This window comes from Stenotrophomonas sp. P5_B8 (genome assembly GCF_054049855.1).
This window is the reverse complement of the sequence record NZ_JBFULO010000088.1, coordinates 1-16,377: the sequence shown is the minus strand read 5'-3', so window position 1 is coordinate 16,377 and position 16,377 is coordinate 1. Positions and strand designations below refer to the sequence as shown.

Sequence of the window (16,377 nt, the reverse complement as noted above, 5' to 3'; positions counted from 1 at the left end):
TCCCATGCCCTTGGAGGCGAAATAAAGGGGGAGGGGGCGGCCGCRGGCCGACGCCGGAGGACATTCGCCGGAAAGGGCATGGGAACCCAGCGCCCGACCCACCGACTGCCGCTTGAGGCGAACGCCGGGGGCGCCGCCGGTGTTCAGGGTTTTGCGGCCGCGGCGATTTTGGCGGCGTGATCCTGCGCCTGCTGCATCACCCGCAGCAGGTTGCCGCCCCAGATACCGGCAATCTGCTTTTCGCTGTAGCCCTTGCGCAGCAGCCAGGCGGTGATCTTGGGCAACTGGCTCACGTCGGGCAGGTCGGCCAGGCCACCGCCGCCGTCCCAGTCCAGGCCGATGCCCACGTGTTCGGGGCCAACCACCTCCAGGATGTGCTCGAAGTGGGCGAAGAAGTCGTCCAGCGTCGCCTTGCGCAGCGGATAACGCGCGTCGATGTCTTCCAGCCCCTTTTTCAGCGCCACGCCTTGGGCGATGGTCATCCCGTCGTAGTCGCCGCCGAGCTGCTGCATCAGCGCCTCCTCGGCCTGCGACCGCGCCTCGGTCTTGCCGGTGTCGATCAGGTAGCCGCCATAGGCGTTGACCTGGATCACCCCGCCGGCCCTGGCCAGCTGCTTCAGGCGCACATCATCGAGATTGCGCGGGTGGTTGTAGATCGCCTTGGCCGAGCTGTGCGAGAGCACAAACGGCACCGGCATGCGCTCGATCAGGTCGTCGAACACCGCATCGGCGGCATGCGACTGGTCGATGACGATGCCCAGCCGCACCGCTTCGTCCACCAGTGCCTTGCCGGCCGGGCTCAGGCCCTTCCACTCGGCACCGTGCTTGTYGGTGGCCGAATCGGCGAACTCGTTGTTGGCGAAGTGCACCGTGCTGAGCAGGCGCAACCCGGCCAGATGGTAGAAGCTGAGCAGCGAGGGATCATCCACCAGCGGGCTGGCGTTCTCCATGCTGATGTAGACCACGCGCTTGCCGGCGGCCTTGATCTTCGCCGCATCGGCCGCGGTCAGCGCCAGCTGGAAGGTATCCGGGTGCGCGGCGAGCATCTGCCGGATGTCCATCAGCCGCAGCAGGCCGGCATCGCGGTCGTGCTGGTGCGCCTGCGCGCTGCGGTCGCCCTGGTCGGTGTAGATCGCCCAGAAGCCGCCGTCGAGTGCACCTTCGACCATGCGCGGGTAGTCCACCTGCGACAACGCGTTGTGGTCGTGGCGCTGGGTGATGTCGAAGCCGTCGCGGTGGAAGTTGGCCGGCGTATCCAAGTGGCTGTCCAGGGTCAGCAGCCGCTGCTGCAGCGTGGCGGCCCTGGCCAGTTCCTGCGGGGAGAACGTGATGGCGTGGGCGGCCAGCGGCGTGCACAACGCCAGCGAGACCAGCAAAGACAGACTGCGCAACGTCATGACGCCTCACCTGTGATGGGAAGCGTAGGACGATAGCGCTGTCGGAAGACACGCGGTAGAGCCGAGCCATGCTCGGCTGCTGCGTGGAGCGTGGCCAGCCAAGCATGGCTCGGCTCTACCCGTTCCCAACGCCGTAGACGGTCGGCAGGCACGCCGTCAGGCGTGTCGATCGCTGGGTCGGCCGGCAGACAGCCCTGTAGGTGCCGACCGTTGGTCGGCACGCACAAAGCCCGATAGGTGCCGACCGTTGGTCGGCACGCACACAGCCCGCCAGGTGCCGACCGCCGGTCGGCACGCACGGTGCTGTCAGTCCAGCACGCGGCAGAACACCGCCTTGAGGTAGCGCGATTCCTGCACGTGGGCCATGAACGGATGATCCGGGCCGGCGCCGGATACCTTCAGGATCTGGATGGTGCGGCCGGCGTAGAACGCGGCGCGGCGCAGCATGTCCAGGAACTGGTCCTCGGCCACCAGGCCGGTGCACGAGAACGTGGCCAGCAGGCCGCCGGGCTTGACCACGCCAAGGGCCAGCTTGTTCATGTCCAGGTACTTCTTCAGCGCGGTGATCACCTGGTCGCGGTCACGCGTCATCTTGGCCGGGTCGAGGATGACCACGTCGTAGCGCTCGCCGCGGTTGGACGCATCGCGCAGCCACGGGAAGATGTCGGACTGGATGAACTTCGGGCGCACGTTGTTGAGGCGCGAGTTGCCCTTGGCAATCTCGATCACGTCCTCGTCGATGTCGATGCCGACCACTTCGGCAGCACCGCGCACCGCGGCGTACACCGCAAAGCCGCCGGTGTTGCAGCACAGGTCCAGCACGGTCTTGCCTTCCACCTGCTGGCTCAGCCACTGGCGGTTCTCGCGCTGATCGGCGAAGAAACCGGTCTTGTGCGCACCGGCAGGATCGGCGCGGAACTTCACCCCGTACTCGCTGATCACCGACGCTTCGGTGGTGGTGTTGCCGTGGAAGTCGAAGCTTTCCTGCTTCTGCACGTGTTCGTCGGCAAAGCTGTGGAAACGGCAGCCCGGGAACTGCTCGCGCAGCGCCTCATAGACCCATTCGCGGTGGCGGAACATGCCGGCGGCGAAGAACTCCACCACCACCAGATCGCCATAGCGGTCCACGACCAGGCCGGACAGGCCGTCGCCCTCGCTGTGCACCACGCGCCAGGCGTTGGACACCTCGTCCAGCTTGAGTACCTCGCGACGCAGCGAGACCGCCTGGGCGATCTTGCGCGAGAACCAGCCGGCGTCGACCGGAACGGCCTGATCGGTTTCCAGGATGCGCACGGCGATGCGCGAATGACCGTTGTAGAAGCCACGGCCGATCCACTCCCCGTCCACGCCGACGACGTCGACGATGGCACCGGGCTTGGGACGGACGACAGGCTTCTCGACCAGTTTCTGGAAGATCCACGGGTGGCTGGAGCGCCAGGCGTTCTTGAGGCGGACTACGGGGGCAGGGGTATTCATCCGCATATTGTATGACGCGGCATCGGGTACGCGCTGCCGGACCGCGGCCTGCGCGCGCGCACCACGGGTCCCGCCATGCGCGCGCCCTACCCCCGCGCCTGCGTCGGCGCCCCCTGGCCCCGGGGCGTTCCGGTCGAGCGGGGAGGTAAACGGCGGGCATTTGACGCCGGCCCCGGCAGCCCGCAGAATCGGCCTCAGAAGGGGAGTAGCTCCCAGACGTTGTCGCCGTCAATTCGAGCCCGCAGGCTCCGGTGCAACGGCAGTCCCACCCATCGGGACTGCGAGCGAGACCTTCGCCGTATGGCGAAGCTCTGTCTCCCCGGATCCCCCCGATCCTCCGTTGCAGATCCTCGCCCTCCGGCTTGAGGCATTCATTTTTCCAACGGACAAACCCATGCAGACGATCGGTAACTTATGGTTGTGGGGCGGCTTCGGCGCGGTGGTGGTCATCGCGCTGTTGGTCGATCTCGTATTGATGCGACACGGCGGACCGCACAAGGTCACCTTCAAGGAGGCCCTGTGGTGGTCGATCGGCTGGGTCCTGCTGGCCTTGGCCTTCAACGGCGGCCTCTGGTACTACCTCAACGAAACCGCCGGCCAGGTGGTGGCCAACAAGGTCGGGCTGGAGTTCCTCACCGGCTACCTGGTCGAGAAAGCCCTGGCGGTAGACAACATCTTCGTGTTTCTGATGATCATGGGCTACTTCGCGGTACCCGAAGAACAACGGCAGAAGGTGCTGATCATCGGCATTCTGGGCGCGATCGTGCTGCGTACGATCATGATCTTCGCCGGCAGCGTGCTGCTGACCAAGTTCCATTGGCTGCTGTACGTGTTCGGTGCGTTCCTGCTGTTCACCGGCTGGAAGATGTGGTTCTCGGCCGGGACCGAGCCGGATCTTGAGACCAACCCGGCGCTGCGCTGGATGCGCAAGCACCTGCGCCTGCTCCCGGACTACGCCGGCAACGCGATGAGCGTCATGCGCGACGGCAAGCGCTGGTTCACCCCGCTGTTCGTGGTGCTGATCCTGATCGCGGTCACCGACGTGATCTTCGCGGTGGACAGCATCCCGGCGATCTTCGCCATCACCACCGACCCGTTCATCGTGCTCACCTCCAACGTGTTCGCGGTGCTGGGCCTGCGGGCGATGTTCTTCTTGCTGGCCGGCATGGCCGATCGCTTCCACCTGCTGCCCTACGGCCTGGCCCTGGTGCTGGCCTTCATCGGCATCAAGATGATGCTGATCGACATCTTCAAGATTCCCACCCCGATCGTGGCACCACTCTCTCCCGTCGCGTTGCCCTTGTGTTCAGCCCGGGCGACGCAATCCCTTAGGGTATGAACGACAACCTGCCCCTGCCCGCCGGCGAGCCGCCGGTCTCCCCCCGCAACGACCACGGTCGTGTGATGCGGGCGTTCAACGCCAGCCTGGCGTTCGTGCTGGTGCTGGTGGCGGTGTTCACCGCGCAAGGTCATTTCAACTGGCAGCCGTGGGCCGTGTCGCCGCTGGACAAGGCCGGCCTGCTCGGCATTCTCGGTGCCCCGCTGCTGCATGGCTCGGTCGAGCATCTGGGCGCCAACGCGGCTGCCCTGCTGATCCTCGGCACACTGGCCGGCAGCGTCTATCCCAACGCCACGCTGCGCGCGCTGCCGCTGCTGTGGATCGGCTCGGGCCTTGGTGCCTGGCTGCTCGGCGATATCGGCAGCCACCACCTGGGCGCAAGCGGCATCACCCACGGCCTGATGTTCCTGGTGTTCGTGCTCGGCCTGCTGCGCCGCGACCGTCCGGCCATCGCCGCCGGGCTGATCGCCTTCCTGTTCTACGGGAGCATGCTGATCACCATCCTCCCGCACGAGCCGGGCGTGTCCTGGCAGTCGCACATGGGCGGCGCCTTTGCCGGCATCCTCAGCGCGCTGCTGTTCCGCCTGTCCGACCCGATGGCCCCGCGCAAGCGCTACAGCTGGGAAGAAGAAGACGAGGAAGACCTGGAGCTGCAGCGCGACAGCGACCTGGAGCCGCCGTCACCGCAGCGCGTGCCGGTGCTGTGGCAACCGCGCGAAGGCCAGGACTACGTGGTGCTGCCGTTCCGGCCGCGTGACCGGTCGGAGCCGCGCGAGTAGCGCTCACGTGGCGGATCTGATCCGGCCGAACAGCGCCAGGCGCAGGCAGCCAATGGCGAACATGCCCACCAGGACCACCATCGCCACCCCGAACAGCACGTTGAACGCGTACGCGAGCGGCTGCTCGCTCCAATAGTAGGTGTGCGCGCTGACGCGGTAGCCGCCGACCCGGATCCGCGCGGTGGCCAGGGCGGTCACCAGCGACAGCAGCTGCGTGAGTTCGAGTACCGCCAGGAAGGCGCCCAGCAGGCCGAAAAAGAGGCGGACGCCAGCGCCGGCCTTGTCAGCTGCGGATGGCGCCTTGTCCGCGCCCTCCTCTACCGTCTGCGCCGGGGCCGCGTGGGGTGGGTCCAGCACCTCCACGGGCACCGGCAGTTGCAGGTAATCGGCCAACACGCCCAGCCAGCGGTCGGTGCGCCGCGTGCCGGGCAGCACGGCGACATTGCCAGGCGTCAACAGGGTCTCGCTGCCATCGTGGCGCACGAGCCACAGCTGGGTGGTCCCGCGGTGCAGGGTGCCGTGCCATCGCAGTTGGAGTGCGGACAGCCCGTGCAGGGCGAAGGCGGCATTCACCAGCGTGCAGCGCCCGGACAGCGTGCGGGTATGGCGCTGGCCAACGCCGTCGCGGCGCGACAGGGTCAGCGTTTCGCTGGTCTCGGTGTACACCAGCAGGACCACCGCCAGCGCGACCAGCAGCAGGAACGCCAGCACCACCAGCAGCCAGGACAACGGGGCCAGGCGGGACAACGGCGAGTGTTCGTTCACCAGCGCCCCGACCACGAACGCGCCGGGTACCGCCAACGCGACCGCGCCCACGAACAGCACCAGGCCTGCCTGCACGCGGTTGTGCGAATGGATGTGCAGGTCGCCGCCTGGCGTGCGTTCGTAGCGATGTCCGATCAACATGCAGACCTCCGTGTCCAGCGGCCACGGTAGCCGTGGTCGCCGATCGCAACAAGGTCACGCACGTCCTGATCGGCAGGGCGTCCCGCCATCCGCGCCTGCGGATGCAGCGATCGTCGCCGGTCAGTTACCTGCGGTCGCCGCCGCATCCCCGTCCACCGCACGCCGGCCCAGTGCCGGGTCGTCGGTGAAGAACGCATCGATGCCGGTGGCCAGGTAGGCGCGCATCTCGGCGACCGAGCCGTCGGCATTGCGTGCGTTGGCCTCGCCCTTGCGGAACTCGGTGGCCTGGAAGTAATTCTCCGGGCGGAAGGTGTACGGGATGACCATCAACCCGGCCGCATGCGCATCGCGCACCAGCGGGGTGGGCGTGCCCAGCTTCCCCGCCGCATCCAGCGGAATGACCATGCGCAGGCTGGGGCCGATGCCATCGGCATAACCGGCCACCTGCGCCAGCCCAGTGGGGGTGATCATGTCGGCATAGCGCTGGCTGCCCTTGGCCGCCAGCACGTCGCCCGGCTGCTGCTTCGGGTCGCCGAGCAGCTGCAACAGGCGGATGTTGCTGTCAGCACCGAGCTTGCTGCGCAGGTAACGCAGGTTGGTGACCTCGAAGGACTGGATCGTCACCGGTGCCACCCGCGTGTACGCGTTGCCCTGCAGCGCGGCCAACACCTTGTCCTCCATCGGCAGGCCGATGCCCTTGAAGTAGGTGCCGTGCTTGATCTCGGGCACCAGCCCGATGCCGCGGTTGGCGCGCCCGGCCTGCTGCACCAGGAACGCGATGATCTCGTCCAGCGTGGCGATGCGGAACTGTCCATCGAAGGCCGTGCTGCGAAGCTGCGGCAGACGCTCGCGGGCGTACAGGGTCTTCAGCTCGGCCACGGTGAAGTCTTCGGTGAACCAGCCTTCCATGCGCTCGCCGTCGATGGTCTTGACCGTCTTGCGGCTGGCGAACTCCGGATGCGCGGCCACGTCGGTGGTGCCCCCGATCTCATTCTCGTGGCGCGACACCAGCACCCCGTCCTTGGTCATCACCAGGTCCGGTTCGATGTAATCGGCGCCGTCGGCGATGGCCTGCGCGTAGCTGGCCAAGGTGTGCTCGGGCAACAGCGCACTGGCACCGCGATGGCCATACACCGCCGCCTTGGGCGTTGCGGGGGACGTGGATTCAGCGCTCATGGCCACCCATGGTGCCACGGCCAGCGACAACAGCAACACACAACCCCACGACGACTTCGACACTGCAAACCCCTGTGTGATGCGCCCCGCGCCAACGCGGCGGGGCGTGGAAAGGACCGGCGCATTGTGGTGGTGCGGTGTGACAGGGGGAAGAAAGCCGCCCCTACTTGCCGATACAGAAGCTCGAGAATATCCGCCCCAGCAGATCATCGGCGCTCATCCGCCCGGTGATCTCACCCAGCGCCTCGTGGGCCAGGCGCAGTTCCTCGGCGGCCAGTTCCAGATGCTCGTGGACCAGCTCGGCTTCGGCGCGCTCGGCGTGGCCGATGGCCAGCACGATGGCCTCCACATGCCGGGCGCGGGCAGAGAATTCACCTTCCACGCTGTCCCCGGCGCTGCCGCTGGCCAGTTCGCGCAGGCGCGTGTGCAGGCGGTCCAGGCCCAGGCCGGTGGCGGCCGAGACGTGCACGATGTTGGGGTCGCCGGTAGCCGGGAGCGCGGCGAGCAGGTCGCTCTTGTTGTGGATCCACAGCTGCTGCGGCACCTCGGCGATGGCCTCGCGCACCGCCGCGTGCCCGGCCTGCGGGTCGCGGGCATCAAGCACGATGATGGCAAGGTCGGTGCGCTGCATCTCTACGTGGGCGCGGCGCATGCCCTCGCGCTCGATCGCATCGCCGCCTTCGCGCAGGCCGGCGGTATCGACCAGGGTCAGTTCCAGCCCGTCGATGCGGATGGTTTCGCGCAGGGTGTCGCGGGTGGTGCCGGCGATGTCGGTGACGATCGCCCGTTCGCTGCCGGCCAGTGCATTGAGCAGCGAGCTCTTGCCGGCGTTGGGCGGTCCCACCAGCACCGCGTGCAGGCCATCGCGCAGGCGGCGGCCGCGTTCGGCATCGTCGCGTAGCTGCACCAGCGCGCGCAGCGCCTGGCCCAATCCGGCGCGGACCTGATCGCCACCGAGGGTATCCAGCGGCTCGTCGGCGAAGTCGATCGCCGCCTCCACGTGGATGCGCAGCAGAACAAGCTGTTCCGCCGCCTCGTCGACCCGGCGCGAGAACACCCCGTCCAGCGAGCGGCGGGCGGCGCGTGCCGCGCGCGTATCGCTGGCGGCGATCAGGTCGGCGATCGCCTCGGCCTGGGCCAGGTCGAGCTTGCCGTTGAGGAAGGCCCGTTCGCTGAACTCACCCGGCCGCGCCTGGCGCGCACCGAGCGCGATACAGCGCGCGACCAGTTGTTGCAGCAGTACCGGGCTGCCGTGGCCCTGCAGCTCGACGACTTCTTCGCCGGTGAAACTGTGGGGCGCCGGGAACCACAGCACGATGCCATCGTCGATCACCTCGCCCTGTGCGTCGCGCAGGCGCGCGTAGTGGGCATGGCGCGGGCGCAGCGTCGGCGCGCCCAGTGCGGTGGCAATGGCCGCCGCACGCGGACCGGACAGACGCAGCAGGCCGACGCCGCCGGCGCCGGGCGCGCTGGCGATGGCCACGATGGTGTCGATGTTGGCGGAGGCGTTCATGGCTTACAGCTTCTCCAGCTGCGCGCGGGCCTGGGCAGCGCCGCTGCCCTGCGGCTGCAGCGCCAGATAGGTGGTGTAGGCCTGCCGCGCTTTGGCCTTGTCGCCGGCATGGAAGTACGCATCGCCAAGGTTGAGGTGGGCCACCGCGCGCGAGGGATCGATCTTCAAGGTGTTCTCCAGCCAGCGCGCGGCTTCGGCGTAACGCTGCTGGCGGTAGTAGACGAAGCCGAGGTTGTTGGCAGCCTGGGCGAAGTCCGGGCGCAGCTTCAGCGCTTCGGTGAACTGGGCGGCCGCTTCGTCGTAGCGCTTCTCGCGGTACAGCTGCAGGCCGCGGTCGTTGGCCTGCTGCGCGCGCTGGCGATCGGAAGTGGGCAGCGCTACCGGCACCACCAGCGTGCGCTTGCCTCCCTGCAGGTCGGGGACGGTGACCGGCGCCTGGGTTTCCCCCTGGGCATCCTGCGCCGCATCGACCTTGTTGTTCAGCGCGATGGCATCGGCCGAGAGCTGGTGCGTGTCGGCGTTGAGGTATTCCTGGCTGTCAGGCACCTGGAACACGAACTCGCCGCCCTGTGAGCCGGGCAGGCTGCCGAACGCCGGGGTCTGCCGCGATACCGCCGACACCGCCGGGGCGACGTAGGCGGCCAGCTCGGTGCCGGTGATCAGGCCRTCGCCATTGAGGTCGCCCTTGCCCGCCAGCGCCTGCAGCAGCACCCAGGTGAACACCGAATGCCCGTTCGGGCCGCTGTCGGCCACCTGCTGGTCGGCGCCACCGGCGGTGAGCATCTGCCGCGCGCTGCGGCGGGCGTTCTCGCGCAGGAATGCCGACGACGATCCCCCCCCGCGGGTCAACCCGAGGCCGCTGTAGCAGGCATCCATCACGAACATCACGTGCTTGGCCTGCATGCTTTCGGCGATGTTCTGGATGTCGGTCATCGCGATGGCATCGGTGGCGAACTCGTTGGGATCCGAATCCACCGGAATGATGTAGCCCAGGTCGCGGCCCGAGGCCAGCCGACGGGTTGCGCCGTGGCCGGCGAAGAACACGAACACGCGGTCGTTCCTGCCGGTGCGGTCGTCGGCCAGCCGGTCGTGGAAGGCGGCCAGGATGTTGTTGCGGGTGGCCTGCTGGTTCTTCAGCACGATCACCTGCGAGGACGGAAAGCCGAACTGCCCGGTCAGGGTGTCGGCGATGGCCTGCGCATCATGGCTGGCGTATTCCAGCTTGGGCCACTTGGCGTAGTCGTCGATGCCGACCACGATGGCCCAGGATTTCTCGTAGCCACTGGTGACCGTGGTGTCGGCGGCAGCCGCCTTGCGCGCACGGCCAACGCTGAAGTCGCGGCCATTCCAGCCGGCGAACTGGTAGCCGTCGGCGATCAGCCGATCCAGGATCTGCGGCAACGCCTTCACCGCGCGATCGTGGATATCGTGGAACAGGATGATCCCGCGCTGTTCCTTCTGCACCTGTTCGACCACGCGCTGCACGATCGACTCGGGTACCGGGTCGGCCCAGTCCATCGAATCGATGTTCCACATGATCGACTTCAGCCCGGCTTCGTTGAGCAGCTGCAGGCCCTCGGCATTGCGCGCGCCATACGGGAAGCGGAACAGCGGAGCGCGCTTGCCGTCCACATCCTTGAGCAGCGTATCGGTGGACAACACCTGTTCGCGCAGGGCATCGCCGGTGGTGCGCGAGAGCTGGGCGTGGGTGAGGCTGTGGTTGCCCACCGCGTAGCCCTGCTCCATCAGGTCGCGGCTGATCCTGGCCAGCGGCCCCAGCGTGACCTTGCCGTCGGCCTGCACCGTGCCCAGGTTGCGGCCCACTTCGAAGAACACACCCGGTACGTCGTAGCGCTTGAGGATGGCCACCACCTCGTCGGTATAGGCCTTGTGCGGGCCATCGTCGAAGCTCAGCACCACGGTCTTGGGGGGCAGGTCGCGGCCGAAGATCTCGCGGTCGCTGTCCTTCATCGACATCGGGTACGGCTCGATCACCCCGTAATCGCGCAGGATCGCCTCGCGGCTGTACTGCTTGTGCAGGTGGGCGATGTAGTCCTCCCACTTCTCGCGCTTGAGCGCGATGGCGCGGGTGCGGTCGAAGCGGCTGAAGATGCGGGTGATTTCCTGGTTGTAGTTGCGCTCGATCTCGTCCAGCGCCTCCAGGTCTTCGCCGATGCGCTGGTGCAGCTTCACCGCCGGCAGCGAGGAATCGGTACCGACGCGGTCGTGCAGGGTGCGCAGGACTTCGCGGAAGGCCAGGCGGTCGGCGTCGAACAACTCCGGCGCCGATTCGATGTAGTCCAGCACCGTGCCCAGGGTGGCGAAGCGTTGCGGGCTCGCATCGCGCAGCAGGGTGTCGAACTGCGCGGCGATCGCCTCGCGCTGCGCCAGCCCATCATGGAACAGCTGCTGGCCGATGCGGCTGGAGGTGGCGCGGTCAGCCGACGACTGCTGCGCCTCATCGGCCAGCAGCACGATGATGCGGCGGTGGCCGTCGAGCAGCTTCTGCAGCGCGGTGAGCAGCGGTGCGGCCGCCGGGTCGGCGGCGGCGGCGGCCTGCGCGCTGGGCTGGGTGACCCCGTCGGCGGTGGCCGCGGGTTTGTCCCCACACCCGGCCAGCGCCAGGGTGAGCGCCAGCATGGGCACGGACAGGCGGAACAGCGACGACGCAGCGGGCATGGAGTGGCTCGGGGGAACGGGGCAACGGTGGCGGCGATTGTATCGCCGCCAAAGAAAAACCCGCCGGGTGGCGGGTTTTCCGGGGCAGCCGACCGACGGTCGGCGCTACGTGTTTTTGCAGCCGACCAACGGTCGGCTCTACTTCTTTTTGATGGGGGCGGTGGTCGCCGGCACCGGATCGCTGCCGTGGCGCTTGGTCATCCACCACTGCTGCAGCAGGCCCAGGCCACCGTTGACCACCCAGTACAGGACCAGGCCGGACGGCATGAAGGCCATCATGACGCCGAACACCAGCGGCATCATCTGCATCATCTTGGCCTGCATCGGGTCCATGCCCGGGGCCGGGGTCAGCTTCTGCGTGGCCCACATCACCGCCACGTTGATCACCGGCAGGATGAAGTACGGGTCACGCGCGGTCAGGTCCTGGATCCAGCCCAGCCACGGCGCCTGGCGCAGTTCCACCGACTCCACCAGCACCCAGTACAGCGCGAAGAAGATCGGCATCTGGATGAGGATCGGCAGGCAGCCGCCCATCGGATTGATCTTTTCCTTCTTGTACAGCTCCATCATCGCGGTCTGGAACTTCTGGCGGTCATCGCCGTAGCGTTCCTTCAACTGCGCGATGCGAGGCTGGAAGCGACGCATCTTGGCGCCACTCTTGTACTGCACCGCCGACAGCGGATACAGCACCAGCTTCAGCAGCACGACCAGGCCAACGATCGCCCAGCCCCAGTTGTTGACGACCTTGTGGACCTGGTTCAACACCCAGAACAGGCCCTGGCCGATGATCGCCATCAGCGAGAAGCGGCTGTAATCGACCACGCGGTCCAGACCCTTCACGTCTTCCTTGGCGATCAGGTTGACCAGCTTCGGGCCGACCCACAGGCGAGCTTCGGTGCTGGCCTGCTGGCCCGGGGCGACGGTGAAGGCCGGGCCGGTGGCCTGGATCTGGTCTCGACCGTCATGCTGGGACAGCGCGTAGTTCGCGGCCTGGTCGGCCTGCGGGATCCACGCGGTGAAGAAGTGGTGCTGCAGCATCGCCAGCCAGCCGCCGGTGATGGTGCGATTGAGGTTGCCATCGTCCAGGTAATCCTTGAACGCGCGACGCTCATAACCGTCCTGCGGGCTGAACCAGGTCGCGCCGTTGAAGCTGAACGAGTCCGGGTTGGTCATGCTGCGCGACAGGATGGTCGGGGTGCGGTCCAGGGTGCGGTACACGTAGCCGTTCCACGGCGCGGTGCTGCCGTTGACCACTTCGTCCTTCACCTTGATCGCGTATTCGTTGCGACCCAGCGTGTAAGTACGACGGATGCTGACGCCGTTCGGGCCATTCCACACGAACGGGATCTGCAGTTCCTTCTGGCCCTTGCCCAGCACGAAGTCGCGGTCGTCGCCCACCAGGGTGAAGCCATTGGCTTCCGGCACCGGGGTGCCCTTGTCCTGGCTGGTCCAGCCACTCACCGCGCGGTACGGGTGGGTGCTCTCTTCGGTCAGCAGGCGCACCGGCGGGCTGCCGTCCGCCTTGGTCTGCGGGAACTGCAGCAGCTCGGCGTCCAGCACGGTGCCGCCGTCCAGCACCAGACGCAGTACGTCGGTGGTGACGGTGACGCGGGCGGCGCCGGCCTGGGCCTGCGCGGCCGGCTGGGTCGCCGGGGCGCTACCCGGGGCCTGCGGCACCGACGCACCGGGGATGGAACCTGCCGCGCCCGGCACGGTTGCCTGGGTCTGCGCGGCAACCGGCGGCGGGGTCGGTGCGGCCTTGTCGCGGCCCCACTCCATCCACAGCAACACGGCCACCATCAGCCAGGCAAAAATCAGGAAAACGCGGGTCTGGTTCATCAGCGGGCAGGCTCGACGGGGCCGGCATGCGATGCCGGCTCGGGCTGGGAAGAAAGGGGTACAACGCCCAGGGGCGGCGGCATTGTGCCGTCCGCGCCCGGCATGGGCAATGCGCCAAGACGGCGCAGCAGGCGTTCAAAGGCCTGGCGGAGTTCTGAGTTGCTGGCGGTACGGGCGGCGCTACGGGCAACGACGACAAAATCGCCGGCACTCATCCACGGCCGTAGGTGGCGTGTGGCATCGCGCAGCACACGCTTTACTCGGTTGCGACCCACGGCTCGGGGATCGACTTTGCGCGACACGGCGAGACCCAACCTGGCTGGCGTATCGCTCTTCAGCCAGTGCAGGGTCATCAGCGGATCGGACACACGGCGGGCGCCGTTGAAGACCGTTGTATATTCGGCACGCGTACGGACCCGCGCAGAGCGAGGGAATCGCTTGCGCGGGTCGGAACTGCTCACAGTCAGGATTGCGTCTGCCGCGGGAAGCGGCATTGCAATCAAGCGCTCAGGACTTTACGGCCCTTGGCGCGGCGACGCGACAGGATCTTGCGGCCGTCAGCGGTCTTCATACGGGCACGGAAGCCATGGTCGCGCTTACGCTTGAGGTTGCTGGGTTGGAAAGTGCGCTTGGTGGCCATGCGGGGCCTCTATATGAAGGGGACGGAAAGAACCGGAAATTCTATAGACCTGATCAAGGTGCCGTCAAGTGCTTGTCACTACGGGAATTCATTGGGCTGTGCAATAGCTGTGGATCATTTTGTGAATAACTTCGGGACAACCATTCCCGGCCCCCCTCGTCGGTGGTAGTCTGCGCCATCCATTCTTTCCCCCTTCCGGCCTGCGGTGCGGCGGTTTTCCACGCCTGTCCCCTGGCCCCAGACGATTATTGCCGATGGATGCCTGGTCCCGTTGTCTCGAACGCCTTGAAGCGGAGTTCCCGCCCGAGGATGTTCACACCTGGTTGAAGCCGCTGCAGGCCGATCTGCGCGTGGACAGCCTGGTGCTTTATGCGCCAAATGCCTTCATTGTCGACCAGGTGCGCGAGCTGTACCTGCCGCGCATCAAGGAACTGCTGGCGCACTTCGCCGGCTTTGGCGACGTTTTTCTTGAAATCGGCTCGCGTCCGCGCGCCGTAGAGGCGCAGATTGCGTCCAATCCGGGCTTCTCCGCGCCTGTCGTGCCGGCCGAGCCGCTGGTGCCGTTCGCCGGCAACCTGGATTCCCACTACACCTTCGCCAACTTCGTGGAGGGTCGCAGCAATCAGCTGGGCCTGGCCGCGGCGTTCCAGGCGGCGCAGAAACCGGGCGACCGGGCGCACAACCCGTTGCTGTTGTACGGCGGCACCGGCCTGGGCAAGACCCACCTGATGTTCGCGGCCGGCAATGCGATGCGCCAGGCCAACCCGGGCGCCAAGGTGCTGTACCTGCGGTCGGAACAGTTCTTCAGCGCGATGATCCGGGCGTTGCAGGAAAAAACCATGGATCAGTTCAAGCGCCAGTTCCAGCAGGTGGACGCGCTGCTGATCGATGACATCCAGTTCTTCGCCGGCAAGGACCGTACCCAGGAAGAGTTCTTCCATACGTTCAATGCCCTGTTCGACGGCAAGCAGCAGATCATCCTGACCTGCGACCGGTACCCGCGCGAAGTCGAGGGCCTGGAAGCACGGCTGAAGTCGCGACTGGCCTGGGGTCTGTCGGTGGCCATCGAGCCGCCGGACTTCGAGACCCGCGCCGCGATCGTGCTGGCCAAGGCACGCGAGCGTGGCACCGAGATCCCCGACGATGTGGCGTTTCTGATTGCCAAGAAAATGCGCTCCAATGTCCGCGACCTCGAGGGTGCGCTGAATACTCTGGCCGCACGCGCCAACTTCACCGGCCGTGCGATCACCACTGATTTTGCGCAGGAAACCCTGCGCGACCTGCTGCGCGCCCAGCAGCAGGCAATCAGCATTCCCAACATCCAGAAAACCGTGGCCGACTACTACGGGCTGCAGATCAAGGATCTGCTGTCCAAGCGCCGGACCCGGTCGTTGGCCMGTCCGCGCCAGGTAGCCATGGCGCTGACCAAGGAACTGACCGAGCACAGCCTGCCGGAAATCGGCGACGCCTTTGCCGGCCGGGACCACACCACGGTGCTGCATGCCTGCCGGCAGATCCGGACGTTGATGGAAGCGGACGGCAAGTTGCGGGAAGACTGGGACAAGCTGATCCGGAAGTTGAGCGAATGATGCATGTACGCCGCTAAGGCGTCATCGCATAAAACGGTGCAGAATCCGGTAGCAAGCAGGGGACAGGGTGTGGATAAAAACGCCGTTCAATCTGGGCGCGAAGTTATCCACAGCATTGCCCTCCCCTTCGGGGCCAGTAATGCAGAGGGTTTCGAGGCCTGAAACCCTTTTGTTTACAAAGACTTAGCTGTGTTTTCCCGCGATTCTGGCGCTACCATCACCACCAAGCTTTTGATTTATTCCACATTTTTTTAAAGCATAGGGGCACGGAACCACATGCGTTTCACACTGCAGCGCGAAGCCTTTCTCAAGCCGTTGGCACAAGTCGTCAACGTGGTCGAACGCCGCCAGACCCTGCCGGTTCTGGCTAATTTCCTGGTCCAGGTGCAGAACGGGCAGCTGTCGCTGACCGGTACGGACCTGGAAGTGGAAATGGTGTCGCGGATCGCGGTGGAAGATGCCCAGGACGGCGAGACCACCATCCCCGCACGCAAACTGTTCGAGATCATCCGCGCCCTGCCCGACGGCAGCCGGATCACCGTCTCGCAGACCGGTGACAAGATCACCGTGCAGGCCGGCCGCAGCCGCTTCACCCTGGCAACCCTGCCGGCCAACGACTTCCCGTCGGTGGACGAAGTGGAAGCCACCGAGCGCGTGGCGATCGGCGAAGCCACCCTGAAGGAGCTGATCGAGCGCACCGCGTTCGCGATGGCCCAGCARGACGTGCGGTATTACCTCAACGGTTTGCTGTTCGACCTGCGCGGCGATGCCCTGCGAACCGTTGCCACCGACGGCCATCGTCTTGCGCTGTGCGAGACCGACCTGGAAAAGGCCAGCGGCGCCAAGCGTCAGATCATCGTGCCGCGCAAGGGCGTGACCGAACTCCAGCGTCTGCTGGAAAGCGGCGATCGCGAGATCGAGTTGGAAGTCGGCCGCAGCCACGTGCGGGTCAAGCGCGACGATGTCACCTTCACCTCGAAGCTGATCGACGGCCGTTTCCCGGATTACGAGGCCGTGATCCCGATCGGCGCCGATCGCGAAGTG

13 protein-coding genes are annotated in these 16,377 nt (G+C 66.6%); 4 read left to right on the top strand and 9 right to left on the bottom strand.

The window, feature by feature from the left end:
• Positions 1-143: 143 nt before the first annotated feature.
• Positions 144-1,397: a dipeptidase gene (locus tag ACXJKH_RS07305; protein ID WP_457318928.1), complete on the bottom strand. Its 1,254-nt coding sequence runs from the start codon at positions 1,395-1,397 to the stop codon at positions 144-146.
• Positions 1,398-1,703: 306 nt separating this feature from the next.
• A complete protein-coding gene (locus tag ACXJKH_RS07300) occupies positions 1,704-2,873 on the bottom strand; it encodes a class I SAM-dependent rRNA methyltransferase (RefSeq protein WP_256776095.1) in 1,170 nt (389 codons plus the stop codon).
• A gap of 394 nt (positions 2,874-3,267) precedes the next feature.
• Here ACXJKH_RS07300 and ACXJKH_RS07295 point away from each other — a divergent pair, with 394 nt between their 5' ends.
• Positions 3,268-4,212 (top strand): TerC family protein, encoded by a 945-nt coding sequence (locus ACXJKH_RS07295; RefSeq protein ID WP_457318927.1) that lies wholly within the window; start codon positions 3,268-3,270, stop codon positions 4,210-4,212.
• Positions 4,209-4,991 carry a rhomboid family intramembrane serine protease gene (locus tag ACXJKH_RS07290; protein ID WP_256776093.1) on the top strand — a complete coding sequence of 261 codons (783 nt, stop codon included), beginning with the start codon at positions 4,209-4,211 and terminating at the stop codon, positions 4,989-4,991. The genes ACXJKH_RS07295 and ACXJKH_RS07290 overlap by 4 nt, the downstream gene beginning before the upstream one ends.
• A 3-nt stretch (positions 4,992-4,994) precedes the next feature.
• Here ACXJKH_RS07290 and ACXJKH_RS07285 read toward each other — a convergent pair whose 3' ends face one another.
• From ACXJKH_RS07285 to rpmH, 7 genes are all read right to left on the bottom strand, one after another.
• Positions 4,995-5,897: a hypothetical protein gene (locus ACXJKH_RS07285; RefSeq protein ID WP_457318926.1), complete on the bottom strand. Its 903-nt coding sequence runs from the start codon at positions 5,895-5,897 to the stop codon at positions 4,995-4,997.
• A 120-nt stretch (positions 5,898-6,017) separates the two neighbouring features.
• The gene (locus ACXJKH_RS07280) at positions 6,018-7,073 is read right to left on the bottom strand and encodes a glycerophosphodiester phosphodiesterase (RefSeq protein WP_457318925.1); all 1,056 of its coding nucleotides are present in this window, start codon (positions 7,071-7,073) and stop codon (positions 6,018-6,020) included.
• Positions 7,074-7,236: 163 nt separating this feature from the next.
• The gene (gene mnmE, locus ACXJKH_RS07275) at positions 7,237-8,586 is read right to left on the bottom strand and encodes a tRNA uridine-5-carboxymethylaminomethyl(34) synthesis GTPase MnmE (protein WP_457318924.1); all 1,350 of its coding nucleotides are present in this window, start codon (positions 8,584-8,586) and stop codon (positions 7,237-7,239) included.
• Positions 8,587-8,589: 3 nt separating this feature from the next.
• On the bottom strand, positions 8,590-11,265 hold the full coding sequence (locus ACXJKH_RS07270) for a polysaccharide deacetylase family protein (protein WP_457318923.1): 2,676 nt from the start codon (positions 11,263-11,265) through the stop codon (positions 8,590-8,592).
• 138 nt (positions 11,266-11,403) lie between these two features.
• Positions 11,404-13,104 (bottom strand): membrane protein insertase YidC, encoded by a 1,701-nt coding sequence (gene yidC / locus ACXJKH_RS07265; protein ID WP_457318922.1) that lies wholly within the window; start codon positions 13,102-13,104, stop codon positions 11,404-11,406.
• On the bottom strand, positions 13,104-13,598 hold the full coding sequence (gene rnpA, locus ACXJKH_RS07260; protein WP_256776087.1) for a ribonuclease P protein component: 495 nt from the start codon (positions 13,596-13,598) through the stop codon (positions 13,104-13,106). Before rnpA ends, yidC begins: the two co-directional genes overlap by 1 nt.
• Positions 13,599-13,603: 5 nt before the next feature.
• A complete protein-coding gene (gene rpmH, locus ACXJKH_RS07255) occupies positions 13,604-13,744 on the bottom strand; it encodes a 50S ribosomal protein L34 (RefSeq protein ID WP_006404565.1) in 141 nt (46 codons plus the stop codon).
• A gap of 254 nt (positions 13,745-13,998) precedes the next feature.
• Here rpmH and dnaA point away from each other — a divergent pair, with 254 nt between their 5' ends.
• Together dnaA and dnaN are read left to right on the top strand one after the other, a co-directional pair.
• A complete protein-coding gene (gene dnaA, locus ACXJKH_RS07250; RefSeq protein ID WP_457318921.1) occupies positions 13,999-15,333 on the top strand; it encodes a chromosomal replication initiator protein DnaA in 1,335 nt (444 codons plus the stop codon).
• A 276-nt stretch (positions 15,334-15,609) separates the two neighbouring features.
• Positions 15,610-16,377: DNA polymerase III subunit beta (gene dnaN / locus ACXJKH_RS07245; RefSeq protein WP_457318920.1), on the top strand; the 768-nt coding region annotated here is incomplete at its 3' end.

Excerpts from the sequence above, each read along its gene's own strand:
- ACXJKH_RS07300 (WP_256776095.1), bottom strand. The coding sequence starts at position 2,873 with ATGAATACCCCTGCCCCCGTAGTCCGCCTCAAGAACGCCTGGCGCTCC.
- ACXJKH_RS07295 (WP_457318927.1), top strand. The coding sequence starts at position 3,268 with ATGCAGACGATCGGTAACTTATGGTTGTGGGGCGGCTTCGGCGCGGTG.
- ACXJKH_RS07290 (WP_256776093.1), top strand. The coding sequence starts at position 4,209 with ATGAACGACAACCTGCCCCTGCCCGCCGGCGAGCCGCCGGTCTCCCCC.
- ACXJKH_RS07285 (WP_457318926.1), bottom strand. The coding sequence starts at position 5,897 with ATGTTGATCGGACATCGCTACGAACGCACGCCAGGCGGCGACCTGCAC.
- ACXJKH_RS07280 (WP_457318925.1), bottom strand. The coding sequence starts at position 7,073 with ATGAGCGCTGAATCCACGTCCCCCGCAACGCCCAAGGCGGCGGTGTAT.
- mnmE (WP_457318924.1), bottom strand. The coding sequence starts at position 8,586 with ATGAACGCCTCCGCCAACATCGACACCATCGTGGCCATCGCCAGCGCG.
- yidC (WP_457318922.1), bottom strand. The coding sequence starts at position 13,104 with ATGAACCAGACCCGCGTTTTCCTGATTTTTGCCTGGCTGATGGTGGCC.
- rnpA (WP_256776087.1), bottom strand. The coding sequence starts at position 13,598 with ATGCCGCTTCCCGCGGCAGACGCAATCCTGACTGTGAGCAGTTCCGAC.
- rpmH (WP_006404565.1), bottom strand. The coding sequence starts at position 13,744 with ATGGCCACCAAGCGCACTTTCCAACCCAGCAACCTCAAGCGTAAGCGC.